We start from the raw sequence: 26,555 nt of genomic DNA, 5'->3' as shown, positions 1-26,555 counted from the left end.
GGCTAACTCTCCTGAGGCGCGGGGCGCGTGGGGGCTGTGGCCAGACGCGCCGCTGACCAGTGGGCAATGCCCCAGGCGAGCTGTTCGCGGGGCGGGCTGTGGGCGAGTTCGGACGGCGGCGCCTGATCGAGTGCGATCAGGGCGTCAAACAGCTGTTGGCGAATGCCGCGTTCATCGTCGGCAAGCGTCGGCGCAAGGTTTTGTTTGGAGAGCTTCTGGCCGTTGTCGGCCACGACCAGCGGCAGATGCAGATAGCGCGGCCGCGGGTAGCCCAGCGCGCGCTGTAGCTGGCGCTGCCACGGCGTGTTATCTAAAAGGTCCATGCCGCGCACCACGTCGGTCATGCCCTGCTCGGCGTCGTCTACCACCACGGCCAGCTGATAGGCAAAAAGCTCGTCCTTGCGCTTGAGCACGACGTCGCCCAGCGCAGCGGGGTCAAACGTCAGCGTACCCAGCAGGCGGTCGTCAAAGCGCGCGGGGTGCTCGCCCAGGTCGCTTCTCAGCCGCCAGGCGCAGGGCGCCTCCGCATTGCCAACGCCGCTGCGACACCAGCCGGGGTAAACGCCGTAGTTACGCCACTGTTTGCGCGAGCAGCTGCACGCATAGGCAAGGCCCTGTTCCACCAGCCGGTCAAGCGCGCTTTGGTAAGCGGGGGCGCGCCGGTGCTGCCAGAGGACTTTGCCATCCCACTCGAGGCCGAAGGCCTCAAGCTGGCGCAAGACGGTGGCGGCCGCCCCTTGGGGGCAGCGCGGCGGGTCGATATCTTCAATGCGCACCCACCATTCACCGCCGGCGACGCGGGCATCCAGATAGCTGCCCAGCGCGGCCACCAGCGAGCCAAAATGCAGCGGGCCCGACGGCGTCGGTGCAAAGCGACCGCGATAGCGGATGTGAGTGTCAGTTTCCATGAGGACCATGGTAACAGTGCCGGTGCAATAGAGGGACGGTGAACATAAGGGGCGGTGAAAAAGTGGCAGGCAAGAAACGCAAACGGGCACCCGAAGGTGCCCGCGTTTGCCAAGCGTGCCGGCGAGTTAGCCGCCGAGCTGTTTTTCCTTGAGCTCGGCCAGCGTTTTGCAGTCCACGCACAGCGTGGCGGTAGGCCGCGCTTCGAGCCGGCGGATGCCGATATCAATGCCGCAGGTGTCGCAAAAGCCGTAATCGTCTTCGTCGATTTTTTCGATCGTTTCATTGATCTTTTTCAGCAGTTTGCGCTCGCGATCCCGGGTGCGCAGCTCCAGGCTGAAGCCCTCTTCCTGGGTTGCCCGGTCGGCCGGATCGGCATAGTTGTTGGCATCTTCCTGCAGGTGGCGAACGGTACGGTCCACCTCTTCCATGAGCTCCTGTTTCCAGTCCAGCAGCAGCTGACGGAAGTGCTCCAGCTGCCGCTCGTTCATGTATTCCTCACCCGCGGCTGGTTCGTACGGGGTGAAGGTGTTGGACGCTTCCGTTTTCTTTTCTGCTACTGGCATGGGAGTGCCCCTTACATAAATGACTGCTGAACGACCATTAGTGGCTAATCGATGTCGCGCCAAAGGGATGCTTGTTTAGCGTAAAAACGCGGCGAATGCAAGCATGATGCCGGCGTTGAACGGTGTTAGGGTATCGCGCCCCGCGTCGGGGCAGGATAATAAAGGAGCTTTCATGGCAGCAATTTTGCCCGCCGAATCAGGCGCGTGGCGCTATCCGCCGTTGGTGCCCGGCACGCTGATACGGCGCTACAAACGCTTTCTGGCGGATGTGCGTCTGGACGATGGCCGCGACGTGGTGGCGCACTGCCCCAATACCGGCGCGATGACCGCAGTCAACCAGCCGGGGTGTCGAGTATGGTTAGTCCCCAGTGACAACCCTAAACGCAAGCTGGCCTGGACCTGGGAGCTGATCGAGCTGCCGGAAAAGGACGGCGGCGTGGCGCTGGCCTCGGTCAATACCGGGCGCGCCAACCGCATCGTTGAGGCGGCACTGGCGGCCGGGCGTCTGGCGCCGCTGCGCGGCTATGTCACGCTGAAGCGTGAAGCCAGCGTTGACGATGCGCGGCTGGATTTTCTGCTGGATGATCCCGAGCGCGGTCAGGCGTATGTCGAGGTCAAACAGGTCACGCTCAAGGAGGCCGACGGGCTGGGCTACTTTCCTGATGCGGTCAGCGTTCGGGGCACCCGCCACCTGCGTACCCTGAGCCGGCTGGCGCAGGGCGGCGCGCGAGCGGTGCTGGTGTTCTGCGTGGCCCATGAGGGGATTGATAGCGTGGGCGCGGCGGCGCACATTGACCCCGCCTACGCCGAGGCGCTTGGCGAGGCGGTAGCCTGCGGCGTTGAGGTGCTGGCCTACGGCGTGAGCTTTTTCAAGGACAGCGACCGGGACAACGCCCAAACCGGCGACATGCCAGTAGCGGTAGCGCTTGAACGCAGGCTCGACGTGCGGCTCTAGCGGTCGGGGCGATTAGCGCTCGAGATAAAAGCGCTGGATGAAGTCAACGCGTTCGGGCTCGGCGTTGCGGTCGGTGCGCACCTTGAGCGCAAAGTGCAGCGGTGCGTCGTACTGCAGGCGAAACGTGGCCAGCTGGTAGACGGCGCCGTTGTCGCGCACGGTGCGAAAGTTCAGCGCTTTGGGAGTGTCGTCCAGCAGACCGACGCTGCCTTTAACCCCGGCATTGGTTGCCCGCGTGGTGCCGTCGTCTTGCCGCTTTCTGACGCTGACGTTGATCAGCCCCAGCCCGGCGCTGCGTTGCAGGCCGTAGGAACGGGCCACTTCCGGCGTCAAAAAACGGGTGCTCACCGCGCTATAGTGGATCTCGTAAGCGCCGGCGGTTTCCTGCTGCCCGGCGTGGGCCACAAGCGCCATCAGGCTGAGCCCGAAAAGCGCAATGACGCAAAATAGCCAGCGTGTCGTCATGTGATGTTGCCTCCCACCAGCGCGCGTGGCGCTCAGGATTGCCGACGAACGCGAAAGATCGCGATCTCACCGAACAGGTTGGGCCACAGCCTTGAGGTCCAGTGGCCGCGATGATTGCCTACCCCGACGGCGCGATCGACGATGACCAGCCCCTGATCGCGGCACAGGTGTTCAAAGTCGTTGAACGTCGACAGATGAATGTTGGGCGTATCGTACCAGGCGTGGGGTAGCGACTTGGACACCGGCATATAGCCGCGTAGCCCCAGATGCACGCGGTGGCGCCAGTAGGCAAAGTTGGGGAAGGTGATAATGCCTTCGTCGGCCACGCGCAGCATTTCATGGAGCAGTTTGTCCGGACGGCGCAGCGCCTGCAGCGCCTGGGTCATGATCACCTGATCGTAGCTCTGGTCGCGAAAGCTCGCCAGGCCGTCATCCAGATTGTGCTCGATGACGCTGACGCCCCGGGCGACGCAGCGGGTAATGCCGTCGGGATCGATTTCCAGCCCGTAGCCGGTGACGCCCTTGTGCCGAGCGAGGTTTTCCAGCAGCACGCCGTCGCCGCAGGCCAGGTCCAGCACGTGGGCGTCGGGCGCTATCCAGTCGTAAATGATGTTGAGATCGGCGCGCATCACGGTTGGCTCTCCTCTGGGTCGGCCTGGGTGTCGGACGTCGGCGCGACGCGCTGCATGAAGGCGCTGAAGATGGCCTCATAGCGCGGCTCGGGGAGCAGAAAGGCGTCATGGCCGTAGGGCGAATCTATGTTGGCATAGCTGACCGGTTTGCCGGCGTGAATCAGGGCATCCACCAGCTCGCGCGAGCGCGACGGCGGGAAGCGCCAGTCGGAGGAAAAGCTCAGCACCAGAAACGGGCACTGCGCCGGTGCCAGCGCCCGGGCCAGCGCCAGCTCAGCGTCGTGCTCTGCGGCCGGGTCAAAGTAGTCGAGCGCCTTGGTCATCAGCAGGTAGGTGTTGGCGTCAAAGGTGGTGGAGAACGTATCGCCTTGATAGCGCAGATAGGATTCCACCTGAAACTCCACGCCAAAACCAAAGTGCAGGTCGTCGCTGCGCAGGTCGCGGCCGAACTTGGAGCCCATGGCGTCGGCGGACAGGTAGGTAATATGCCCCACCATGCGCGCCAGCTTCAGCCCGCGTTTGGGCATGGTGTCGTGCTCGGCGTACCAGCCGTCATGAAAGTCGGGATCCGAGCGGATGGCCTGACGGGCGACTTCGTTGAAGGCGATGTTCTGCGCCGAAAGCCGCGGCGTGGCCGCAATGACCGCGGCGCTGGCGATGCGCTCGGGATAGTCGATGCTCCACTGGAGCACCTGCATGCCGCCAAGACTGCCGCCAATCACGGCGGCAAAGCGTTCGATACCCAAGCGGTCGGCCAGCCGCGCCTGGCTGTGCACCCAGTCGCTAACCGTTACCATGGGGAACTCCGGCCCCCACAGGCGGCCGGTGTCGGGGTTGTGGCTAAGCGGGCCGGTACTGCCGTGACAGCCGCCGAGGTTGTTCAGCGAGATGACAAAAAAGCGGTTGGTATCAACCGACTTGCCCGGGCCAATGTAGGCGTCCCACCAGCCGGGCTTGCGGTCGTCCGGATGGTGGTAGCCGGCAGCGTGATGGTGGCCGGAAAGCGCATGGCAGACGAGCACGGCATTAGTACGCTCGGCGTTGAGCGTACCGTAAGTCTCATAGACCAGATCGTAGGCGGCCAGCGTTTTTCCGCAGGCAAGCGCAAGCGGCGTATCAAAGTGTGCGACTTCCGGGGTAACAAGCCCTACCGAATCTGGCAGCAGCTGGCTTTCCGTGTCGGCCGAATGTGAATCAGGCATGACATATCATCGTTTTATTCAAAGGGAAATCATAGACCTACCAGCCTACCGGAAATACCGGCGGCACGAATCAGTGCGCCGACCACTAGGCCATCCAGCAGGTTGATGGCGATAAACACCACAATGGGCGACAGATCAATCATGCCCAGCGGAGGGATGACGCGGCGCACCGGCGCCATGATGGGCTCAACCAGCTGCATGACCAAAAGTGCGCCGGGGTGGCTGGCCTGCGGCGCAACCCAGCTCAGGATGATCATCACAATCAGCGCAAAGAAGTAAATCTTCAAAATGGCGTTGGCCAGAGCGGCAACAGTGGCAATCAGAAGCCCGCCGATGGGTGGAATGCCCACGCCGATAATCATGAAAATCACAATGATGCCCAACACCTTGAGCACAAAGCCCGCGGCTAGCGTGGCAAGATCAAAACGCCCGGCAACAGGGCCGAGAAAGCGTTGAAATGGCCCCACAACCGGCTGGGTGATTTTGACTACCGTCTGGCTCACCGGATTGTAGTAATCGGCGTTTGATGCCTGCAATAAAAAGCGCAGCATAAGAATAAACAGATAAATGCCGATCAGCGAGTTGACCAGCATCAGCCCGGCGCTGCCGAGTTGGGTGCCCATAGTAACGTCTCCGTGGTGGTGGCGGGTGTTAGGCTTCGTCTGAAAAGTGCTTGTGTTCAGCCCTTGGCGAGCTCGTCGGCCATTTGCCGGGCGCGTTCGGCGCAGGCCTGCATGGCCTCGGCGATCGTCTGGCGCAGGTTGGCGTCTTCCATGTGAGCGATGGCGCGCTCGGTGGTGCCGCCCGGCGACATGACGTTTTGCTTGAGCGTGGCCGGGTCGTGCTCGCTTTGCGAGGCCATGGTGGCCGCACCCAGCGCGGTTTGAATCGCCAGCCTGCGCGCCGTTTCAGCCGGCAGCCCAAGCGTTACCCCGGCGTCTTCCATGGCTTCGAACATAAGAAAGAAATAGGCCGGCGCGCTGCCCGAAACCGCCGTGACCGCTTCCAGCAAGGCTTCGTCTTCCACCCATTCGACAATCCCCACGGCTTGCATCAGCCGGGTGGCTATCTGGCGCTGTGCGTCGCTGACCCGGGCATTGGCGTAAAGGCCGCTGGCGCCTTGCCCGACCAGCGACGGCGTATTGGGCATGCAGCGCACCAGCGCATTGCCGCCGCCGAGCCATTCGTCAATGGTGGTGGCATCAAGCCCTGCGGCAATCGAGATGATCAGCGGCCGCGCTTTTTGTACGCTGTCGGCAAGCTTCTGGCACACTTCGCGCATGATCTGCGGCTTGACCGCCAGCACCACAACGTCAGCGTCTGCCACCGCGGCGGCGTTATCGGTGGTGGTGTGAATGCCGAGGCGCTCGCCAATGGCGGTAAGCTCGTCCTGGTTGGGCGCGGTGGCAGTGATGCTCTCGGGCGCCGCGCCGCTTTGGGTCAGTCCGCCGATGATGGCGCCGGCCATGTTGCCCGCGCCGATAAAGGTAATCTTGCTCGCCATGGGAATGTCCTGTTGATGTCAGTCGCGTGAATGAGTCGCTGATGGTGTCAGCCGCGGCGGCGTGCGACGTTACGCTTGCCGGCGCGGACCAAAGATTGCGGTGCCCAGCCGCACAAGGGTTGCGCCTTCCTGCACGGCCGCCTCAAGATCGCTGCTCATGCCCATCGACAGCGTATCCAGGGGTGCATCGGGCAGCGCTTTTTGGAGTGTTGCCAGGCAGGTGCGCAGCTCGGCCAGCGGCTGACGCTGGGCTGCCAGGGTGTCTGCCGGCGCCGGAATGGCCATCACGCCGCGCAGGCGCACGTTGGCCAGCTGGTGAGTCGCCCGGGCAAGCTCAACGAGCGCCTCTGGCGCAACGCCGGCCTTGGAGTCTTCACGGCTGACGTTGACTTGTAAACAGATATTCAGCGGCGCCAGCCCGGCGGGGCGCTGCTCACTCAGGCGGCGGGCGATTTTCAGGCGGTCCACGCTGTGGACCCAATCGAAGTGTTCGGCCACGGCGCGGGTCTTGTTCGACTGCAGCGGGCCGATAAAATGCCAGATGATGTCGTCAAGGTCGGCCAGTGCGACTTGCTTGTCGAGCGCTTCCTGTAGATAGTTTTCACCAAAGGCACGCTGGCCTGCCTGATAGGCTTGGCGCAGCCGTGCGGCCGGCTGGGTTTTGCTCACGGCCAGAAGCGCGGCGGCATCCAGCGGTCGGCCGGCTTCGTGCAGCGCATGCTCAAGGCGCGCGTGCGCGCCGGCCAGTGCCTCGGGTAGCGCAATGTCTTTCATACTTAACACCTTACCGCAGCAGGAAAAGAGAAATGGATATTACCGAACTGCTGGCATTCTCGGCAAAGCAGAATGCGTCGGACCTGCATCTATCGGCGGGATTGCCGCCCATGATGCGCGTTGACGGCGACATACGCCGGCTGAACGTGCCCGCGATGGATGGCGCGACCGTACGCGAATTGATCTACGACATCATGGGTGATCGTCAGCGCCGTGATTACGAAGCGAACCTGGAGGTGGACTTCTCGATTGAGGTGCCCGGCGTGGCGCGTTTTCGCGTTAACGCCTTTCATCAGGCGCGCGGCGCAGGCGCGGTGTTTCGTACCATTCCAGGCGAGGTGCTGTCGCTTGAACATCTGGGGCTGGGCGAGGTGTTCGAGCGTCTGGCGATGCTGCCCCGAGGGCTGGTGCTGGTCACCGGGCCTACGGGCTCGGGCAAGAGCACCACGCTGGCGGCGATGCTGGATCACATCAACAGCCAGCGCCACGAGCATATTCTGACCATTGAAGACCCGGTGGAGTTTGTACATACCAGCAAGCGCTGCCTGATCAACCAGCGCGAGGTTCACCGCGACACCCACAGCTTTGCCGATGCGCTGCGTAGCGCCTTGCGTGAAGACCCGGATGTGATATTGGTGGGCGAGCTGCGCGATCTTGAAACCATACGCCTGGCGCTGACCGCCGCGGAAACGGGGCACCTGGTGCTGGGGACGCTGCACACGACTTCGGCGCCCAAGACGATTGACCGCATCATTGATGTCTTTCCGGCGGCAGAAAAGGCCATGGTGCGTTCGATGCTGTCCGAGTCGCTGCAGGCCGTCGTCGCTCAAACGCTGCTCAAGCGCGAAGGTGGTGGGCGCGTGGCCGCCCATGAGATTTTAATCGCCACGCCTGCCGTGCGTAACCTGATCCGTGAAGACAAGGTGGCGCAGCTGTATTCCGCCATCCAGACCGGCGGCGGGCTGGGGATGAAAACGCTGGATGCGGCGTTGATGCAGCTGGTGCAAAAGGGATTGGTCAGCCGCGAACAGGCGCAGGTTCAGGCCAAAGGCGAGCTGCTTTATTAAGCAAGGAGCGTCATGCAGTACGAAAAGGACAGTATCAAGGAAAGCGCTATGGCCGATACGCCGGTAACAATGACGCCGGCCCGGTGGCTACACCAGCTGCTGGGTCGCATGGTGGAACAGCAGGCGTCTGATCTGCTGATTTCGGTGGGCGCGCCGCCGAGCCTGAAAATGCCCGAGGGGCTGGCGCCGCTCGGCCGTGATCCGCTGGATGAGCGGCAGGTGACTGAGCTGGTTACCCATGTCTTGCCCGAGGGCTTGCGTGACCGTTTTGCGGAAGACAAAGAGGCCAACTTCGCGCTGAGCCTGCAAGGGCTCGGGCGTTTTCGGGTCAGTGCGTTTCAGCAGCGCAACCAGATGGCGATGGTGATTCGCCGCATTGCGCTGGATATCCCGCCGCTATCTACCCTGGGCGTGCCGTCGGCGCTGGCGGAACTGGCCAAAAAGAAGCGTGGCCTGGTGCTGGTGGTGGGCGGCACGGGCACCGGCAAGTCAACCACGCTTGCCGCGATGATTCAGGAGCGTAACGAAACGCTGGGCGGCCATATCGTAAGCGTCGAAGATCCGATCGAGTACGTGCACCCACACAAGCGCGGCATCGTCAATCAGCGCGAGGTAGGCATTGATACCGAATCCTTTGAAGTGGCGCTGAAAAACACCCTGCGTCAGGCGCCCGACGTTATTTTGATCGGGGAAATTCGTACTCGGGAAACCATGGAGCACGCGCTGACCTTTGCCGAAACCGGCCACCTGTGCCTGGCAACGCTGCATGCCAACAACGCCAATCAGGCGCTTGAGCGGATCATTCACTTTTTTCCCCATGAGCGCCACGATCAGGTGTGGATGGATTTATCGCTTAACCTGCATGCCGTGGTGGCTCAGCAGTTGTTGCCCACACCGGACGGCGGGCGCTGCCCGGCGGTGGAAATCATGCTGCGCTCGCCGCGCATTGCGGATCTGATCAGCAAAGGTGACGTCAGCGAGATAAAAGCCGCCATGGCCAATGCCCGGGATGACGGCATGCAAACGTTCGATCAGGCGCTCTACGCGCTGTGTCAGGCGGGAAAAGTCAGCGAGGAGGTCGCGCTGGCCCACGCGGACTCGGCCAACGAGCTGCGCATGATGCTGAAATATGGCGTGGCGCAAGACGGCGCGGAGCCGTCGCTGGAAAGTCAGGTGCCCGCCGGTCTGGCGCTGCGCGACGCCGACGATTTTTAGCCTCCGTCACCGCTGGGTCAGGCTGCATAAATACCGCCCAATACGCGTTCGCCTTTCGCGCCGGTCACGCTGGGCAAATTGCCGGGCAGGTTATGCAGGCGCCGGTAAGCCAGCCAGGCAAAGGCGCCGGCTTCAATCCAGTCGGCCGGAAACCCCCAGTCACTGGCAGGGCGCAGGTTGGCATTGGGCAGATGATTGGCCAGCCGTTGGCACAGGTCGGCATTGCGCGCGCCGCCGCCGCCGATAATCAGCGTCAGTGGTCGGCTCCCGAGGAATTGGCCTATGCCCTGGGCGACGCTGGCGGCGGTTAGCTCGGCAAGCGTCGCCTGAACGTCAGCCGGCGCTTCTGCCCCGTTCAGATGGCTTTCCAGCCACGGTAGATGAAACAGCTCGCGACCGGTGCTGCGCGGCGGTGGCTGATGGAAAAACGCCTCGCTCAGCAAGCGCGTTAACAACGCGCTATCGACATGGCCGGAGGCTGCCCAGGCGCCATTTTCATCGAAGGTGCCGTGGCCGTGATGCTGGCACCAGGCATCGAGCAGCACGTTGGCCGGGCCGGTATCAAACCCGAGCGGTGCGCCGCCGTCTTGTGATAGCCACGTGATGTTGGCAAACCCGCCCAGATTCAAAATAACCCGCTCTTCCTCGCCGCTATGAAACAGTGCCTGATGAAACGCCGGCGCAAGCGGTGCGGCTTGACCACCGGCAGCCAGATCCCGGCGGCGAAAATCCGCCACCACGCGGCAGTTGGTCAGCTCGGCCAGCAGGCTCGGGTTGTCCAGCTGTAGCGTATAGGCCGGCCCTCCCTGGTGGCCGTTGGGGGCGTGCTCGACGGTCTGGCCGTGGCTGCCGATGGCGGCAATGGCGTCACCGGTCAGCCCTTGCTGCACGAGTAAAGCAGACACGGCGCGCGCCTGCAGGTGGCAAAACGCATCTTCTGCGGCGGCCAGTTCGGCAAAGCTTGCCGAGCTGGCGTGGCACAGCGTTAACAGCATCTCGCGCAGCGCGGTCGGCATGGGCTCGGCGTGAGTGGCCAGCAGGCGCGGGGATGTGTGCGGGGTTATTTCCACCAGCGCGGCGTCAACGCCGTCGAGGCTGGTGCCGGACATCAGGCCGACGTAGAGGTCTGGCGTATTTTCCATAAAGCGGTGCATTTCTCCCGGGGCGAAAGCTCAACCACAAAGACAGGGCATGGTAACATCATGCGCTGTTTATCAACTTCGCCTGTTGATCAGGCGTTGATTATCGGTACGTCATCAATAGGTCAGTGGAGAAAGGTCAATGAGTGAGGTGGATCAAGCGTTGGCGCTGCTTGCGCGCGGCACTAACGAAATATTGCTGGAAGATGAGCTCAAGCAAAAGCTTGCCTCTGGCCGCACGCTGCGCATAAAAGCGGGCTTTGATCCCACCGCGCCGGATTTGCATCTGGGGCACAGCGTACTCTTGACCAAAATGCGCCAGTTTCAGGACCTGGGGCATACGGTCATCTTTCTGATCGGAGATTTTACCGGCCGCATCGGCGATCCGACAGGCAAGAACGTGACCCGCAAGCCGCTGACCGAAGACGAGGTCAAGCGCAACGCCGAAACCTACAAGGCGCAGGTGTTCAAGATTCTCGACCCGGCCAAAACCGAAGTGCGTTTCAACTCGGAATGGTTCAGCGAACTCTCGGCGGCCAAAATGATCGAGTTGGCGGCCCAAAGCACCGTGGCGCGCATGCTTGAACGCGACGATTTTGAAAAGCGCTACAAAGCCAACCAGGCGATTTCGCTGCACGAGTTTCTGTATCCGCTAGTGCAGGGTTACGACTCCGTTGCCCTGAAGGCCGACATCGAGCTGGGCGGCACCGATCAGAAGTTCAACCTGCTGATGGGGCGTGAAGTTCAGAAGCATTATGACCAGGCCGCTCAGGTCGTGATGACCATGCCGCTGCTCGAAGGCCTCGATGGCGTGCAGAAGATGTCCAAGTCGCTGGGCAACTATGTGGGTGTGGATGAAGCGCCGGGCGCCATGTTCAACAAGCTGGTGTCCATGCCCGACAGCCTGATATGGCGTTATTTCGATTTGTTGTCGCTGAAATCCAACGAAGATATTGACGCGCTTAAACAGCAGATAGAGGAAGGCGCCAACCCGCGGGACATCAAAATGGAGCTGGCGCGCGAGCTGATCACGCGCTATCACGGCGAAGACGCGGCGGCCACGGCGCACAAGTCCGCAGGCAACCAGCTGGCCGACGGCGAGCTGCCGGAAGATTTGCCCGAGGTGGAAGTGGACTTTGAGGGCAGCGCTGACGCACCCATTGCCTCCGTGCTCAATCGCGCCGAGCTGACCAAAAACAGTGCCCAGGCCAAGGACATGCTGAAGAACGGCAGCGTTAAAGTGGACGGTGAGGTGGCTGCCAAAGACACCATGCTATCCACCGGGCAGGCTTACGTGATTCAGGCCGGCAAGAGGCGCTATGCCCGCGTCACGCTCAAGTAAAAGCGGCTCTCTGAAAGTGGCGTCGTTAAGAGAATGATAAAAGAGCGAAGAAAGTTGGAAAAAGCCCTTGCCAACGCCCGGCTTGGGCCGTAGAGTACGCACTCGCTGCCGACGACGTCTCACGTCACCGGCGGTGGTAGAGCCTTAAAAGCTCTTGTTTGTCAGGCAGTTAGCGCTTCGGTTTACGTTTTGTTTTTCGATAACCGGTTTTGAAAGCGCCCTTGACAAACACCACGGAAAGCGTAGAATACGCCTTCTTCGCAGCAACGTTAGCCGCTGAGTCACTGGCGACAACGACACGTTGTTCAGGGTAAGTTTTTATGACTCACCCCGCGACACGCTCTTTAACAAGTTGATCAGGTAATTCATGTGGGCGCTTGCCTGAGTGGGTGACAAATCACCTATTATCAAGGCAAGCGACTCGTCAAAGATGAAACGGCTTCGGCCGTTGAGTTTTTTTGAGAACGTTTGAAACCTTGAGCCAAGTTTGATTCGCTTTTTCCCAACGCCTACGGGTGGCGGGAGAGTAAGAATCACAATGATTGTAAACTGAAGAGTTTGATCATGGCTCAGATTGAACGCTGGCGGCAGGCTTAACACATGCAAGTCGAGCGGAAACGATCCTAGCTTGCTAGGAGGCGTCGAGCGGCGGACGGGTGAGTAATGCATAGGAATCTACCCAGTCGTGGGGGATAACGTGGGGAAACCCACGCTAATACCGCATACGCCCTACGGGGGAAAGAAGGGGCCTTCGGGCCTTTCGCGATTGGATGAGCCTATGTCGGATTAGCTGGTTGGTGGGGTAATGGCTCACCAAGGCAACGATCCGTAGCTGGTTTGAGAGGATGATCAGCCACATCGGGACTGAGACACGGCCCGAACTCCTACGGGAGGCAGCAGTGGGGAATATTGGACAATGGGCGCAAGCCTGATCCAGCCATGCCGCGTGTGTGAAGAAGGCCCTCGGGTTGTAAAGCACTTTCAGTGAGGAAGAACGCCGTCGGGTTAATACCCCGGCGGAAAGACATCACTCACAGAAGAAGCACCGGCTAACTCCGTGCCAGCAGCCGCGGTAATACGGAGGGTGCGAGCGTTAATCGGAATTACTGGGCGTAAAGCGCGCGTAGGCGGCTTGATCAGCCGGTTGTGAAAGCCCCGGGCTCAACCTGGGAACAGCATCCGGAACTGTCAGGCTAGAGTGCAGGAGAGGAAGGTAGAATTCCCGGTGTAGCGGTGAAATGCGTAGAGATCGGGAGGAATACCAGTGGCGAAGGCGGCCTTCTGGACTGACACTGACGCTGAGGTGCGAAAGCGTGGGTAGCAAACAGGATTAGATACCCTGGTAGTCCACGCCGTAAACGATGTCGACCAGCCGTTGGGATCCTTGAGATCCTTGTGGCGAAGTTAACGCGATAAGTCGACCGCCTGGGGAGTACGGCCGCAAGGTTAAAACTCAAATGAATTGACGGGGGCCCGCACAAGCGGTGGAGCATGTGGTTTAATTCGATGCAACGCGAAGAACCTTACCTACCCTTGACATCCTGCGAACTTGGTAGAGATACCTTGGTGCCTTCGGGAACGCAGAGACAGGTGCTGCATGGCTGTCGTCAGCTCGTGTTGTGAAATGTTGGGTTAAGTCCCGTAACGAGCGCAACCCTTGTCCTTATTTGCCAGCGCGTAATGGCGGGAACTCTAAGGAGACTGCCGGTGACAAACCGGAGGAAGGTGGGGACGACGTCAAGTCATCATGGCCCTTACGGGTAGGGCTACACACGTGCTACAATGGCCGGCACAAAGGGCTGCGAACTCGCGAGAGTAAGCGAATCCCATAAAGCCGGTCTCAGTCCGGATCGGAGTCTGCAACTCGACTCCGTGAAGTCGGAATCGCTAGTAATCGTGAATCAGAATGTCACGGTGAATACGTTCCCGGGCCTTGTACACACCGCCCGTCACACCATGGAAGTGGACTGCACCAGAAGTGGTTAGCCTAACTTCGGAAGGCGATCACCACGGTGTGGTTCATGACTGGGGTGAAGTCGTAACAAGGTAGCCGTAGGGGAACCTGCGGCTGGATCACCTCCTTAAACGATGCGTCATCCGCCAGGCAAGCGCTCACAATGAATTACCTGATCGATATTGTGTATGGGCAGCGGTAAGTCGACAGACTTACCACTGCGTTTACGCAGTCGCTCTTTAACAATGTATATCATGCTGATAAAAACCGATGGTTTCGTTAAGAATTCTGTTTTAATGTTTTTAAAACAAGCGCTTGATGAAAGCATCATGTGATACGTCTCAAGCGTATCCGGCAATAATCGTTGTCATTGCGACCCCGACTCCTTCGGGTTATAGGGTCAAGCAATGAAGCGCACACGGTGGATGCCTAGGCAGCCAGAGGCGATGAAAGACGTTGTAGCCTGCGATAAGCGTCGGTGAGGTGGCAAACAACCTGCGACCCGGCGATCTCTGAATGGGGAAACCCACTCACCACAAGGTGAGTATCGTATCCTGAATACATAGGGATACGAGGCGAACCGGGGGAACTGAAACATCTCAGTACCCCGAGGAAAAGAAATCAACCGAGATTCCCCCAGTAGCGGCGAGCGACCGGGGACCAGCCCTTAAGCGTGTGACTGATTAGACAAAGGCATTGGGAAATGCCGCCATAGTGGGTGATAGCCCCGTAGTCGAAAATCTGATCGCGTGAAATCGAGTAGGTCGGGGCACGAGAAACCTTGACTGAAGACGGGGGGACCATCCTCCAAGGCTAAATACTCCTGGCTGACCGATAGTGAACCAGTACCGTGAGGGAAAGGCGAAAAGAACCCCAGTGAGGGGAGTGAAATAGATCCTGAAACCGTGTGCGTACAAGCAGTAGGAGCAGACTTGTTCTGTGACTGCGTACCTTTTGTATAATGGGTCAGCGACTTATTTTCAGTAGCGAGCTTAACCGACTAGGGGAGGCGTAGGGAAACCGAGTCTTAACAGGGCGATTAGTTGCTGGGAATAGACCCGAAACCGGGCGATCTACCCATGGCCAGAGTGAAGGTTGAGTAACATCAACTGGAGGCTCGCACCCAAGTATGTTGAAAAATGCTGGGATGAGCTGTGGGTCGGAGTGAAAGGCTAATCAAGCCCGGAGATAGCTGGTTCTCCTCGAAAGCTATTTAGGTAGCGCCTCACGTATCACCACCGGGGGTAGAGCACTGTTTCGGCTAGGGGGTCATCCCGACTTACCAACCCGAGGCAAACTCCGAATACCGGTGAGTGCGAGCGTGGGAGACACACAGCGGGTGCTAACGTCCGTTGTGAAAAGGGAAACAACCCAGACCGTCAGCTAAGGTCCCGAAATCCTGGTTAAGTGGGAAACGATGTGGGAAGGCTCAGACAGCTAGGAGGTTGGCTTAGAAGCAGCCATCCTTTAAAGAAAGCGTAATAGCTCACTAGTCGAGTCGGCCTGCGCGGAAGATGTAACGGGGCTAAACCAGGTACCGAAGCTACGGGTTCATCCTATGGATGAGCGGTAGAGGAGCGTCGTGTAAGCCGATGAAGGTGGATTGAGAAGTCTGCTGGAGGTATCACGAGTGCGAATGCTGACATGAGTAACGATAAAGGGCGTGAAAAACGCCCTCGCCGGAAGACCAAGGGTTTCTGTTCGACGCTAATCGAAGCAGAGTGAGTCGGCTCCTAAGGCGAGGCCGAAAGGCGTAGTCGATGGAAAACGGGTCAATATTCCCGTACCTCACAGTATTGCGAAGGGGGGACGAAGAAGGCTAGGTGAGCCAGGCGTTGGTTGTCCTGGTGAAAGTCCGTAGGCTGGGAGTCCAGGTAAATCCGGATTCCTAAGGCCGAGAGACGAGACGAAGACACCACGGTGTTGAAGTCATTGATGCCACGCTTCCAGGAAAAGCCTCTAAGCCTCAGATACTGCGAGACCGTACCCCAAACCAACACAGGTGGTCAGGGTGAGAATCCTAAGGCGCTTGAGAGAACTCGGGTGAAGGAACTAGGCAAAATGGTGCCGTAACTTCGGGAGAAGGCACGCCGGCGTAGGGTGAAGAGACTTGCTCTCTCAGCCCGAACCGGTCGAAGATACCAGGTGGCTGCAACTGTTTACTAAAAACACAGCACTCTGCTAACGCGCAAGCGGACGTATAGGGTGTGACGCCTGCCCGGTGCCGGAAGGTTAAATGATGGTGTTAGCTTCGGCGAAGCACTTGATTGAAGCCCCGGTAAACGGCGGCCGTAACTATAACGGTCCTAAGGTAGCGAAATTCCTTGTCGGGTAAGTTCCGACCTGCACGAATGGCGTAATGATGGCCACGCTGTCTCCACCCGAGACTCAGTGAAATTGAAATCGCCGTGAAGATGCGGTGTACCCGCGGCTAGACGGAAAGACCCCGTGAACCTTTACTATAGCTTCACACTGAACGCTGATGTTGCCTGTGTAGGATAGCTGGGAGGCTTTGAACTCCGGTCGCCAGATCGGAGGGAGCCACCCTTGAAATACCAGCCTGGCATCATTGGCGTTCTCACTCTGGTCCGTAATCCGGATCGAGGACCGTGTGTGGTGGGTAGTTTGACTGGGGCGGTCTCCTCCTAAAGCGTAACGGAGGAGCACGAAGGTACCCTCAGCACGGTCGGACATCGTGCAATGAGTGCAAGAGCATAAGGGTGCTTGACTGCGAGACTGACACGTCGAGCAGGTGCGAAAGCAGGTTCTAGTGATCCGGTGGTTCTGTATGGAAGGGCCATCGCTCAACGGATAAAAGGTACTCCGGGGATAACAGGCTGATACCGCCCAAGAGTTCACATCGACGGCGGTGTTTGGCACCTCGATGTCGGCTCATCACATCCTGGGGCTGAAGTCGGTCCCAAGGGTATGGCTGTTCGCCATTTAAAGTGGTACGCGAGCTGGGTTTAGAACGTCGTGAGACAGTTCGGTCCCTATCTGCCGTGGGCGTAGGATGTTTGAGAAGGGCTGCTCCTAGTACGAGAGGACCGGAGTGGACGCATCTCTGGTGTTCCGGTTGTCATGCCAATGGCATTGCCGGGTAGCTAAATGCGGACGGGATAACCGCTGAAAGCATCTAAGCGGGAAGCCCCCTTCAAGATGAGACATCCCCGAGGCCAAGAGCCTCCTGAAGGGCCCAGCAAGACGAGCTGGTTGATAGGCACGGTGTGGAAGCGCTGCAAGGCGTTGAGCTAACGTGTACTAATGGCCCGTGAGGCTTGACCCTATAACACCCAAGGGGTTGGCGTCGCAGGACAACGATGAAAGACAGACCGGATACGCGAGACGATCACAGACGGTTTTTAGTCAACAGTCAGCATGATATATACCCGTTTCGCCTGACGACCATAGCGTGCGTGAACCACCTGATCCCTTGCCGAACTCAGTCGTGAAACCGCTCAGCGCCGATGGTAGTGTGGGGTCTCCCCATGCGAGAGTAGGTCATCGTCAGGCACTTATACCGCAATCAACCCAGCCACTAGGCTGGGTTTTTTGTGTGCGTGGAAGAAAAATACGGAAGATCGGAAGGCTTGCGGCCTGCATCGCCCGACGCTTGTGCCCTGAGAGTGCTTTTTCCTTATTTTTTTCAGTATCTTGGCCAATAATCTTGTGCAGGTAATATGCAACAGCAGAGCTTCACCATGACGGACTCAAGAGAGTCTGTTACTTTGAGAGTGTAGCCATAAAGGCGTATCTCTCTCACCACGATGAGAAAAAGGAGCAGACAATGAACGTAACGCTTAAAAAGCTGGTAGTAGCACTCGGTGTTTTGATGATGGCGGGTGGCTTGGCCGCATGTGACAATGAGGGCCCCGCTGAAGAAGCTGGCGAAAGCATTGATGAAAGCATGGATAACGCTGGTGAAAACCTCGAGCAGATGGGCGACGATATTCAGGATTCAGCAGAAGACGCAACGCAGTAATGTTGCTGTCAGGCAATTATCATTGCCGCTGACCAAAAAGCCGCTTTTAGAGCGGCTTTTTGGTGTCTGGCATAGAGGTGCTTTAAAACAATTTAAATTGGGGCTGCGATGCGTTTAACAAGCGAAAATAGCCTGCTGCTGATTGTGGATTTACAAACCGGCCTGTTACCGGTCATCGACGGTGGTGCACAGGCTGTCAATGAAGCTGGCTGGCTGGCGGGCATGGCTGATGTGGTGGGCGTGCCGGTCTGGGTGACCGAGCAGTCGCCCGAGAAAATCGGGGCCAGCACGCCCGAGTTACTCAGCGCGCTGGGGGAACATCAGGTTTGGCAAAAGCAGCATTTCAGCGCCATGGGCGAGCCTGACTTTCGTGCTGCGCTGAAAGCGACGGGCAAAACACAGATCGTGCTATGTGGCGCTGAAGCGCATATCTGCGTGCTGCAAACAGCGCTTGATTTACAGGCCACCGGCTACGCGGTGTATTGGCTCAGCGAGGCGACAGCCAGCCGCCGGAAAGAAGAAGCGAGACTTGCTCGGGAGCGTGCCTGTGCCGGCGGCGCGGTGGGCGTATCGGCGGATATGGTTGCCTACGAGTGGATTGAGCGCTGCGATACAGCCACGTTCAAGCAGGCGCATCAGACATTTTTGAAGCGTCGCGCCGCGCGCCCGCTGACGTTTTTCTAGCGGTCGGTCAAACGGGCGCCGCCGCTCAGATACGGTCCTGTTCGCGTCGAGTGAACACCAGCGTATCGCCCTGAGATGCCTCGGCGTCAAAGCCATAGCCCGCGACGTTAAACGCCTTTAGCCCTTCGACGTCGTCAAGGCGCTCGCGGATCATCCAGGCACTCATCAGTCCGCGAGCTTTCTTGGCGTAAAAGCTGATGATTTTGTAACTGCCGTTCTTCTCATCCTTGAATACCGGCGTAACGATGCGGGCGTCGAGCGCTTTCGTATCGACGGCCTTGAAATACTCGTTGGATGCCAGGTTGACCAGCACCTTCGAGCCGCTGGCCGCGATGGCGTCGTTCAATGCCTGGGTAAGCGTGGGCTTCCAGAACGCGTAGAGATCCTTGCCGGCGGGGTTGGCCAACCGGGTGCCCATCTCCAGACGGTAGGGTTGAATCAAATCCAGCGGGCGCAGCAGGCCGTAAAGCCCCGAGAGAATGCGTAGGTGCGATTGGGCAAAGCGGTTGTCGGCATCGCTGAAGCGTTCCGCTTCAAGGCCGGTATAGACGTCGCCCTGAAAGGCCTGCGCCGCGGGTTTGGCATTGTCCGGAGTAAATGGCGTTTGCCACTGGCCAAAGCGGGCGGCGTTGAGACCGGCGAGCTTATCGCTGACGCCCATCAGCTCGCTGATCTGCTGGGGAGAATAGTCACGCAGGATATCAATCAGCGCCTGGCTGCTGTCGAGAAAATCGGGGCGGGTAAATTCGGCCGTGGTCGCCGGGGTGTCGAAATCCAGCGTTTTGGCAGGGGAAATAACGCTTAGCATGGGCGCTCCGTTAAGCCAGTGTGATTAAGCTCGGGAAATAACCGATTTATTCGACATGATACCAAGCCCCGGCCAAGGCCGGGGCTATCACGGTGATAGCGGCAGAATAGCTCTTGTGGATCGTTCTGATGGAGCGTTCTTATAAACGGCGCTCAGGGGCAGGGATTGGGCATGCGCCGGTGGATGTCGTCGATGGCATCGAGCACGTCGTCGTCCAGCCGTAACGCTTCGCTGTCCAGATTGCTTTCGAGCTGCGCCATGGTGGTGGCACCGATGATGTTGCTGGTCAGAAAACGGCGCGAATTGACGAAGCCGAGCGCCATCTGCGCCGGATCCAGCCCGCAATCGCGCGCCAGGGCGACGTAGGCGTCAATCGCTGTCTCGGCCTGTGGCGTGGTATAGCGCTTAAAGCGCTCATACAGCGTCAGCCGGCCCTTGGCCGGTTGCGCGCCGTTTAAATACTTGCCCGACAGCGCCCCGAAGGCCAGCGGCGAGTAGGCCAGCAGGCCCACGTCCTCGCGGTGGGCGATTTCGCCAAGCCCGACTTCAAACGAACGGTTGAGCAGGTTATACGGGTTTTGCACCGAGGCAATCCGCGGCAGACCCAGCCGATCGGCAATCTCAAGCGCTTTCATCACGCCCCAGGGCGTTTCGTTGGACAGACCAATGGCGCGTACCTTGCCGGCGTCGACCAGCTCTTTCAGCGCCGACAGGCTTTCTTCCAGCGGCGTGGCGTCTTCTTCCTCGTCATGGGCATAGCCCAGTTTGCCGAAAAAGTTGGCCTGACGGTCGGGCCAGTGCAGCTGGTAGAGATCCACGTAGTCGGTGTTCAGCCGCGCAAGGCTTGAATCAATGGCCTGATGCAGATGTTCGCGAGTCAGGCGCGGACCGCCGCGAATGTGGTCTGCTCCGGGGCCGGCGGCCTTGCTGCCAATGATCACGTCGTCTCGGGAGCCGCGCCGGGCAAGCCAGGAGCCGATATAGCGCTCGGTGAGCCCCTGGGTGTCAGCGCGTGGCGGCACCGGATACATTTCTGCCGTGTCGATGAAGTTGATGCCAAAAGCAACGGCGCGATCAAGCTGTTCGTGGGCCTCGGCCTCGGTGTTCTGCTCGCCAAACGTCATGGTACCCAGGCATAGCCGGCTGACTTCTATACCGGTGTTACCCAAGGGGCGCGTGTGCATCGTGATCTCCTTGCTGAAAAGCGGAAACGCATGGCCAAAAGCGGCCTTTATTCTGCATGTGCAAAGCATGGTAGCGGCGGTGTTCGCGGGCGGCAAATCATGGGGGTTGAGTCCTTGGATCGCCAGGCGTATGCTTGCCAGCCCCTCCACCGGCCAAGGCCGATTGCATGCGGGGTAGGCCGGTCGCAAGTACTTTTTAGCGGCCTTTCCGGGATCAACTTGATAGGCAAGGTGGTTTGCCATGCTGCAGGCATCAGCTTTGTTTACGCGTCTTGAATATCGCCTGGCCGAGAGGCTGTTTCATACTCGCTGGCTTTTGCCGCGCTCAAAGCGCACCCAGCGTCTGACTCTCAGGCTATTCAAACGCTGCGCGGACGCCGGACATCCGGACGCGCTGTCGGTTTATGGGCATATGCTGTTTCATCGCAGCGCTTCGCCGCAGGATAAAGCCCGCGGCGCGCGTTACGTGGTGGAAGCCGCCCACGCGGGTGATTTAAAGGCCCAGTACCAGGTGGCGAGGATTTACGAGTACGGCTGCGCGCAGTACCCGAGCCGCGATGAATACGCGGTGACCTGGTATGCCCGCGCGGCCAAGGCCGGGCATTATCTGGCCGCCGAGCGGCTGATGCGCGCCTATCAGCAGGGCGAACTGGGGCTTGCCGTTGACGGCGAACAGGCCGATTACTGGCAGCAGATGGCCGATGGCTCGCTGCACTCGGCCGGCGCTTCCTGAGCCCGGCGAGACACACGACGCTTCACAGGATGACGCGCTTCACAGGATGAGAAGGCTCGTGACCGAGACGCTACCTACACTGCTGGATGTCGAAGCGTCCGGGTTCGGGCGCGGCAGCTATCCGATCGAGGTGGGCATTGCCCGCCCCGACGGCAGCCGCTGCGCGTTGCTGATTCAGCCGCTGGAGGAATGGACCCACTGGGACCCCAAGGCCGAGCTGCTCCACGGTATCTCGCGTGCGCGTCTGCAGCGCGAAGGCTACCCCGTGGTTCAGGTGGCGTGCTGGCTCAACGACGAGCTGTCTGGCCTCGGTAAAGCCTACAGCGACAGCTGGGGCTACGATAACACTTGGCTCTCGCTGCTGTTTCATCACGCCGGCATGCTGCCGGGCTTTCGTCTGGAGGCGCTACGCCTGCTGCTCAGCGAAGACCAGCAGGCGCTATGGAGCGACACCAAGGAGGCGCTGATTGCCGAGCGTGGCATCCATCGCCACCGCGCCGGCGACGACGCCCGCCTGCTGCAGCTAACCTACGCCCGGACGCTCAGCCTGACGACGCCATCGCGTTAATCTCCAGCGTTAATCATTAATAGCACCTTGCCCGTATTGGCATTGCTTTCCATGTGCGCGTGGGCGTCGTTGACCTGCTCAATGGGCCAGCAGCGGTCGAGCAGCGCGCTAATTTCACCGCTTTCCAAAAGCGGCCAAACGTGGGTATAAAGCGCTTGCATGATGGCGCCCTTGGCTGCGGCCGGCTTACTGCGCAGGGTTGAGCCCAGCAGACGCTGACGCTTCATCAGCAGTCGTCCCATATCCAGCTCGGCGTGACGGCCGCCCATAATGCCGATCAGCACCAGCCGCCCGTCGGTGTTCAGCACGCGCTGATTGTCGGGCAGGTAGCTTGCCCCCACCGGATCAAGAATTACATCCACCTCGCCCCAGGCTTGTACCGCGTCAGCAAAGCTGCCGTCGTGGCGGTTGAAGCCCGCGTCGGCGCCGAGTTTATGGCAGGCGTCGAGCTTGGCGCGGCTGCCGGCCGTCACAAAGCACGGGTGGCCGAATGCGCGGCACAGCTGAATGGCCGCGCTGCCCACGCCGCTGGCGCCGGCGTGCAGCAGTACGCGCTCGCCGGCCTGCAGGTTGCCTTCCATAAACAGGTTAAGCCACGCGGTGGCGAAGACTTCCGGCAGCGCCGCGCCCGTGCGCAGGTCGAGCCCGCGCGGCAGCGGCAGCACCTGACGGGCATCGACGTTGACCATCTCGGCGTAGCCGCCGCCGGTCAGCAGTGCACAGACCCGGTCGCCGACGGCCAAATGGTCGACGCTGGCTCCCACGTTGGCCACCGTGGCGCTGACTTCAAGCCCGGGTATGTCAGACACGCCGGGCGGCGGCGCATACTGGCCGGCGCGCTGCATCAGATCGGCGCGGTTAACGCCGGCGTAGGCCACCCGAAGCTGTACCTCGCCTTCGCCGGGCGGGGCGAGATCGGGCACTTCCTGCCAGTCGGCGTGCTGCTGGCTGAAGGTAACGGCGTGCATGGCAAACTCCTTGTGGGTTGCGAACGTTTCAGCCTTGCAGCTGGGCTTCCAACGCGTCAAGCAGCGTGTCGGGTGTTGTGGCATCGAGCAGCATGTCGCGGGTCGGTGCGTTGAGAAAGCCGTGGCCAACGGTCGAATCAAGAAAGGTCAGCAGCGGCGAATAAAAATCCTGCACGTTGAGCACGCCCAGCGGCTTTTCATGCAGCCCGAGATAGCCCCAGGTCCAGATTTCAAACAGCTCCTCAAGCGTGCCGATACCGCCGGGCAGCGCCATGAACGCATCGGCGTTGGCGGCCATGGTGGCTTTGCGCTCGTGCATGTCGTGCACGCGAATCAGCTCGCTCAGGCCGAAGTGCGCCTGCTCGCGCTCGACCAGATGATCGGGCATCACGCCGATGGCCTCGCCGCCGGTATCCAGCACGGCGTTGGCCAGCTCCCCCATCAGGCCCACGCGCGCGCCGCCGTAGACCAGCGTGTGCCCGCGCTTGGCGAGGGCCGACCCCAACGCGATGGCGGCCTGACGAAACTCGGGATGGTTGCCCGAGCGTGAGCCGAGATAAACGCAAAAACGTGCCATGCGGAGTTCCTTGTTAGCGGATAAGAGGAGAATTGGCGATGCTCAGGGCAGGCAGCTGGCCAGCTGGTACGTATCGTCGAGCCATTGGCCAATCACGTTGTGGCTGCCCAGATGGTGGGCGTACTGGGTGTGCAGGCAGCGCACCTGATCCCAGCTGGCAATGCCGCCGACGCCGCGTTCGGTGAGCACCTGGGTATAGCCGCGGCGTTCGATGTCAGCCTTTTGTTCTGCGCTCATCCACTCCCAGCGCTCGGCGATGTAGTCGCGGTGGCTCTGGTGATAGGCGGCGAGAAAGTCGGGGTCTTCCTGAAGCCGCTGCTCCAGCTGTTTGATCACGCCGGCGGCTTCGAGGTGCGAAATTTCCACCTTCAGACGCTCGGAACATAGCCAGTAAAGCGTGGGGAAGGGCGCGCCGTTGAGGATCGGCGCCATGCGCAGCGCCAGCGGCGTGCCTTCACCGTCGACGGCGGCAATGGCCTCAAGACCGCGGGGCGCGCGGCCCAGCTGGCAGGTGATGATATCAATCTCAGACGCCGAAGGGGCGTGCCGGGTACGGGTCAGCATGGAAAAGTCTCTTGCAGCATAGGGGTTGGACGGCAGTCGCGCAGGCGTTCTCAGGTGGGCAGATCCTGAACAAACTTGTTGGAACGCCCCACGGCGCGAAAAAAGCAGCGATTCAACTGCGCGGGGGAGGCCACATAGCCCCAGCGCTCTTCGCAAAACTCGGCGGCGCGCGCCATCAGCACGCCGTAAAGCCGGTTGAAGGGCGCATCATAATCGTAGGGATCGGCGCCGGCCAGACGAATGTGCGGATAGTCGGCAAAGCGCTCCATGAAATAACGTTCAAGCTCCGCCTCTACCGCGCGATGCTGGGGCGTGTTGTCCGGGTCGAGCCATAGATTGTAGCGGATGGCCATAAAGTGGCTCCTGACGGTTCCCGCAAGAAACGGGGTTGCTGAATATCCGTTGCGACGGCATGCTTCAGGGACTGCTGATAACCGGTTTCTGGGTCGATATCCCGAGTCTTATCATCGAGCTTTGTGTCACGAACAGAGGACTACCATGGCGTTTGATTTTGCCACGCCGATTGAACGGCGCACCCCCGACGGCGGCTGGTCGTCAAAAAAATGGCACCGCTACGCAAGCGAGGTGCTACCGCTTTGGGTCGCGGATATGGATTTTCGTTCGCCGCCCAACGTTAATGAGGCGCTGGCCCGCCACGTGGATCACGGCGTTTACGGCTACGCCAACGTGTCCGCCGGGCTTGAGTCAGCGCTTTGCGAGTGGAGCGAAACCCACTACGGCTGGGCGATTGAGCCCGGCTGGCAGCAGTGGTTGCCAGGCGTGGTGCCGGCGCTGCACGTGGCAAGCCTGGCGTTGACCAACCCCGGCGACGGCGTGTTGACCGTGACGCCGATTTACCCGCCGTTTTTGAGCGTCGCCCAGCATACCGGCCGGCTGGCGCAGCAGGCCGCGTTGGCACCGCCTGACGCGCCGGGTGGCGACTGGCGCCTTGACCTTGACGCACTTGAAGCCGCGATTACCCCCGAGACCCGTCTGCTGCTGTGGTGCCAGCCGCATAACCCCACCGGGCGCGTATGGCGCGAAGATGAGCTTGCTGGGCTTGCCGAGCTGGCGGTGCGGCACAATTTATACGTGGTCTCGGACGAGCTGCACTGCGATTTGCTGCTGGATGAGGGCGCACGCCATCGGCCGCTGGCGGCGGCCTTCCCCGAGCTGCTGGCGCGTACCATCACGCTCTGGGCACCGTCGAAAACCTTCAACCTGGCCGGGCTAAGCACCGCCTGCGCGGTGATTGCCGATCCCGCGCTGCGCCAGCGTTTTCAGGCGGCGACAAAAGGGCTGCTGCCCGAATGCAACGTGCTGGGGCTAACCGCCGCCGAGGCGGCCTACAGCGCAGGCGAGCCGTGGCGCCAGGCGCTGCTGGAAACGCTGCGGAGCCACCGCCAGCGCCTGATCGAGCAGGTCGCACAATGGCCGGGGGTGAGCATGAGCGCGCCCGAGTCGACCTATCTGGCCTGGCTGGATATGCGCGACGCGGGGCTGGGTGCCACGCCGCAGACGACGCTGTTGGAGCAGGCCGGCGTGGCGCTGTCCGACGGCGCGGATTTCGGCAATCCGGGCTTCGTGCGGCTGAATTTTGGCACCACGGCCACCCAGCTGGACGCCGCCCTTGAGCGCATGGACGCGCTACTCAAGGGCTAACGGCAAAACGCGTTTAGTACAGCTGGGCAAACAGCTTGCGGCGGTACGTGACGGTGAGCGGATGGTCGGCGCCCAGTGCGTCGAATACCTGCAAAAGCGTCTTGCGCGCGGCGTCGTCGCTATACGCGCGATCGCTTTTCATCAGACGCAGCAGGCCTTCAAGCCCTGCTTCGTAGCTGCCGTCGGCGAGATGGCGCAGGGCGCGCTGAAACTGCGCGTCGCTGTCGTCGCGCTCGCCCAGCGCATCGATCTCGGCCGGGGGCAGGGCGCGCTCGCCAAACTCGATGCTGGCACGCACGCCCCGCGCCGGGGCGGCGTCGCGCTCTTCGGGCGGCAGATTGTCGAGCACGCCGCGGGCGTCGTCGCTCAAACCTTCGGTCACCAGCGTGCGCGCCAAACTGACCTGATAGGCGTAATGTTCGGGATACTGCTCGACCAGCGTTTGGTAGATTTCCCGGGCGGTAGCGGTATCGCCGGCGTCAAGCGCGGCGGCGGCCAGCTCCTCGGGGCTGGCCGGGGCGTCTTCCGGTGCCTGAAAGTAGCGCCCCAGCCATTCACGCAGCTCTTTTTCCGGCAATGCCCCCTGAAAGCCATCGACCAGCCCGCCCTGACTGACCAGCTTGACGTCCGGCACCGACCCCACGCCCAACTGGCCGGCAATCTCGGGATTGGCCGCTACGTCGAGCCTTGCCAGCACAAACGCGCCGCGGTATTCCAGCGCGAGCTTCTCGAGTACCGGCATCAGCGTCTGGCACGCTTCGGACTCGGGTGACCAGCAGCCGAGCAAAAACGGCACCTGCATGGAGGCTTCGAGGATCTGCTGGATGTTGCTGGCATCCGCGTCGAGGATCACGTCTTCGCGGCGCACCTCGCCGGTGGCAGCGTTATCGCCCGGGGCAGCGGGCTGTGCGGGCGAGGCCTCGGGCGTCGCAGCGGTCTGATCGAGCGGGGCGGTCAGCGCTTCGCCGGTACGCGGGTCAATAATCGGCATGGGAACTCTCTAATAAGACAATCTAAAAGGCAATAAACTTGGCATAAGATATGCAGGCGAACCCGCCCGGATTCAAGGCGCGGCACGCAGGCTGCGTTTTTTACTTTCAGGAG

The 26,555-nt window shown here is 60.6% G+C and carries 25 protein-coding genes and 3 rRNA genes; 12 read left to right on the top strand and 16 right to left on the bottom strand.

All coding sequences use genetic code 11. From position 1 onward, the window contains the following. Positions 1-2 precede the first annotated feature (2 nt). Positions 3-908, bottom strand: coding sequence for a tRNA glutamyl-Q(34) synthetase GluQRS (gene gluQRS, locus B5495_RS07170; RefSeq protein WP_079554957.1), 906 nt, complete (start codon positions 906-908; stop codon positions 3-5). A 126-nt stretch (positions 909-1,034) separates the two neighbouring features. Next, entirely contained in the window at positions 1,035-1,472 is a 438-nt protein-coding gene (dksA, locus tag B5495_RS07165) for an RNA polymerase-binding protein DksA (RefSeq protein WP_079552520.1), read from the bottom strand. A 172-nt stretch (positions 1,473-1,644) separates the two neighbouring features. Here dksA and sfsA point away from each other — a divergent pair, with 172 nt between their 5' ends. After that, the gene (sfsA, locus tag B5495_RS07160) at positions 1,645-2,427 is read left to right on the top strand and encodes a DNA/RNA nuclease SfsA (RefSeq protein ID WP_079552518.1); all 783 of its coding nucleotides are present in this window, start codon (positions 1,645-1,647) and stop codon (positions 2,425-2,427) included. A gap of 12 nt (positions 2,428-2,439) precedes the next feature. On the opposite strand, the gene B5495_RS07155 is transcribed toward sfsA, so the two are convergent. From B5495_RS07155 to B5495_RS07130, 6 genes are all read right to left on the bottom strand, one after another. Then, positions 2,440-2,892 carry a DUF4426 domain-containing protein gene (locus B5495_RS07155; RefSeq protein ID WP_079552516.1) on the bottom strand — a complete coding sequence of 151 codons (453 nt, stop codon included), beginning with the start codon at positions 2,890-2,892 and terminating at the stop codon, positions 2,440-2,442. 32 nt (positions 2,893-2,924) lie between these two features. Then, the gene (gene metW, locus B5495_RS07150; RefSeq protein ID WP_079552514.1) at positions 2,925-3,521 is read right to left on the bottom strand and encodes a methionine biosynthesis protein MetW; all 597 of its coding nucleotides are present in this window, start codon (positions 3,519-3,521) and stop codon (positions 2,925-2,927) included. After that, positions 3,521-4,726 carry a homoserine O-succinyltransferase MetX gene (metX, locus tag B5495_RS07145; RefSeq protein WP_079552512.1) on the bottom strand — a complete coding sequence of 402 codons (1,206 nt, stop codon included), beginning with the start codon at positions 4,724-4,726 and terminating at the stop codon, positions 3,521-3,523. The genes metW and metX overlap by 1 nt, the downstream gene beginning before the upstream one ends. 29 nt (positions 4,727-4,755) lie before the next feature. Beyond that, the gene (locus B5495_RS07140; RefSeq protein WP_079552510.1) at positions 4,756-5,349 is read right to left on the bottom strand and encodes a YggT family protein; all 594 of its coding nucleotides are present in this window, start codon (positions 5,347-5,349) and stop codon (positions 4,756-4,758) included. Between the two features lie 56 nt (positions 5,350-5,405). Beyond that, positions 5,406-6,230, bottom strand: coding sequence for a pyrroline-5-carboxylate reductase (gene proC, locus B5495_RS07135; protein WP_079552508.1), 825 nt, complete (start codon positions 6,228-6,230; stop codon positions 5,406-5,408). Between the two features lie 69 nt (positions 6,231-6,299). Beyond that, entirely contained in the window at positions 6,300-7,004 is a 705-nt protein-coding gene (locus B5495_RS07130) for a YggS family pyridoxal phosphate-dependent enzyme (protein WP_079552506.1), read from the bottom strand. A 32-nt stretch (positions 7,005-7,036) separates the two neighbouring features. Between B5495_RS07130 and B5495_RS07125 the strand changes: the two genes are divergently transcribed. Together B5495_RS07125 and B5495_RS07120 are read left to right on the top strand one after the other, a co-directional pair. Continuing rightward, positions 7,037-8,071: a type IV pilus twitching motility protein PilT gene (locus B5495_RS07125; protein ID WP_079552505.1), complete on the top strand. Its 1,035-nt coding sequence runs from the start codon at positions 7,037-7,039 to the stop codon at positions 8,069-8,071. Positions 8,072-8,140: 69 nt separating this feature from the next. Continuing rightward, positions 8,141-9,286 (top strand): PilT/PilU family type 4a pilus ATPase, encoded by a 1,146-nt coding sequence (locus B5495_RS07120; RefSeq protein ID WP_172824597.1) that lies wholly within the window; start codon positions 8,141-8,143, stop codon positions 9,284-9,286. A 17-nt stretch (positions 9,287-9,303) separates the two neighbouring features. Here the strand turns inward: B5495_RS07120 and B5495_RS07115 are convergent, their stop codons facing one another. Continuing rightward, on the bottom strand, positions 9,304-10,428 hold the full coding sequence (locus tag B5495_RS07115) for an anhydro-N-acetylmuramic acid kinase (protein WP_079554954.1): 1,125 nt from the start codon (positions 10,426-10,428) through the stop codon (positions 9,304-9,306). Positions 10,429-10,567: 139 nt separating this feature from the next. On the opposite strand from B5495_RS07115, the gene tyrS reads away from it, so the two are divergent. The 6 genes from tyrS to B5495_RS07085 all read left to right on the top strand — a co-directional run bounded on the left by tyrS (position 10,568) and on the right by B5495_RS07085 (position 18,387). Beyond that, entirely contained in the window at positions 10,568-11,767 is a 1,200-nt protein-coding gene (tyrS, locus tag B5495_RS07110) for a tyrosine--tRNA ligase (RefSeq protein WP_079552504.1), read from the top strand. A 546-nt stretch (positions 11,768-12,313) separates the two neighbouring features. Then, a 16S ribosomal RNA gene (locus B5495_RS07105) occupies positions 12,314-13,851 on the top strand. Between the two features lie 268 nt (positions 13,852-14,119). After that, a 23S ribosomal RNA gene (locus B5495_RS07100) occupies positions 14,120-17,007 on the top strand. A 111-nt stretch (positions 17,008-17,118) separates the two neighbouring features. Continuing rightward, positions 17,119-17,234, top strand: a 5S ribosomal RNA gene (gene rrf, locus B5495_RS07095). Together the 16S, 23S and 5S rRNA genes form the textbook arrangement of a ribosomal RNA operon. 274 nt (positions 17,235-17,508) lie before the next feature. Next, the gene (locus tag B5495_RS07090) at positions 17,509-17,703 is read left to right on the top strand and encodes a hypothetical protein (RefSeq protein ID WP_079552502.1); all 195 of its coding nucleotides are present in this window, start codon (positions 17,509-17,511) and stop codon (positions 17,701-17,703) included. 108 nt (positions 17,704-17,811) lie between these two features. Beyond that, positions 17,812-18,387, top strand: coding sequence for an isochorismatase family protein (locus B5495_RS07085; protein WP_079552500.1), 576 nt, complete (start codon positions 17,812-17,814; stop codon positions 18,385-18,387). 25 nt (positions 18,388-18,412) lie between these two features. Here the strand turns inward: B5495_RS07085 and yaaA are convergent, their stop codons facing one another. Both yaaA and B5495_RS07075 read right to left on the bottom strand, forming a co-directional pair. After that, the gene (gene yaaA, locus B5495_RS07080; RefSeq protein ID WP_079552498.1) at positions 18,413-19,195 is read right to left on the bottom strand and encodes a peroxide stress protein YaaA; all 783 of its coding nucleotides are present in this window, start codon (positions 19,193-19,195) and stop codon (positions 18,413-18,415) included. A 152-nt stretch (positions 19,196-19,347) separates the two neighbouring features. Further along, positions 19,348-20,379, bottom strand: coding sequence for an NADP(H)-dependent aldo-keto reductase (locus B5495_RS07075; RefSeq protein WP_079552496.1), 1,032 nt, complete (start codon positions 20,377-20,379; stop codon positions 19,348-19,350). 241 nt (positions 20,380-20,620) lie between these two features. On the opposite strand from B5495_RS07075, the gene B5495_RS07070 reads away from it, so the two are divergent. After that, positions 20,621-21,112, top strand: a complete 492-nt coding sequence (locus B5495_RS07070) for a tetratricopeptide repeat protein (protein WP_079552494.1) — start codon at positions 20,621-20,623, stop codon at positions 21,110-21,112. 58 nt (positions 21,113-21,170) lie between these two features. Continuing rightward, positions 21,171-21,680, top strand: coding sequence for a hypothetical protein (locus tag B5495_RS07065; RefSeq protein ID WP_079552492.1), 510 nt, complete (start codon positions 21,171-21,173; stop codon positions 21,678-21,680). Here B5495_RS07065 and B5495_RS07060 read toward each other — a convergent pair. Genes B5495_RS07060 through B5495_RS07045 form a run of 4 tightly spaced genes read right to left on the bottom strand, consistent with a single transcriptional unit; the run spans position 21,677 to position 24,142 of the window. Then, positions 21,677-22,648 (bottom strand): NAD(P)H-quinone oxidoreductase, encoded by a 972-nt coding sequence (locus B5495_RS07060; RefSeq protein ID WP_079552491.1) that lies wholly within the window; start codon positions 22,646-22,648, stop codon positions 21,677-21,679. The two genes, B5495_RS07065 and B5495_RS07060, sit on opposite strands and share 4 nt — an antisense overlap. 28 nt (positions 22,649-22,676) lie before the next feature. Beyond that, positions 22,677-23,225 (bottom strand): LOG family protein, encoded by a 549-nt coding sequence (locus B5495_RS07055; protein WP_079552489.1) that lies wholly within the window; start codon positions 23,223-23,225, stop codon positions 22,677-22,679. A 42-nt stretch (positions 23,226-23,267) separates the two neighbouring features. Continuing rightward, positions 23,268-23,789: a DUF501 domain-containing protein gene (locus B5495_RS07050; protein WP_079552487.1), complete on the bottom strand. Its 522-nt coding sequence runs from the start codon at positions 23,787-23,789 to the stop codon at positions 23,268-23,270. 50 nt (positions 23,790-23,839) lie between these two features. Next, positions 23,840-24,142, bottom strand: a complete 303-nt coding sequence (locus B5495_RS07045) for a hypothetical protein (protein ID WP_079552485.1) — start codon at positions 24,140-24,142, stop codon at positions 23,840-23,842. Between the two features lie 145 nt (positions 24,143-24,287). On the opposite strand from B5495_RS07045, the gene B5495_RS07040 reads away from it, so the two are divergent. Further along, entirely contained in the window at positions 24,288-25,451 is a 1,164-nt protein-coding gene (locus tag B5495_RS07040) for a MalY/PatB family protein (protein ID WP_079552484.1), read from the top strand. A gap of 13 nt (positions 25,452-25,464) precedes the next feature. On the opposite strand, the gene B5495_RS07035 is transcribed toward B5495_RS07040, so the two are convergent. Next, entirely contained in the window at positions 25,465-26,442 is a 978-nt protein-coding gene (locus B5495_RS07035) for a co-chaperone YbbN (RefSeq protein ID WP_079552482.1), read from the bottom strand. Between the last annotated feature and the right edge of the window lie 113 nt (positions 26,443-26,555).

This window comes from Vreelandella subglaciescola, assembly GCF_900142895.1.
Classification (GTDB): Bacteria; Pseudomonadota; Gammaproteobacteria; order Pseudomonadales; family Halomonadaceae; genus Vreelandella; species Vreelandella subglaciescola.
Note: the sequence above shows the minus strand (reverse complement) of the source record. Positions and strands in the feature narration are given on the sequence as shown.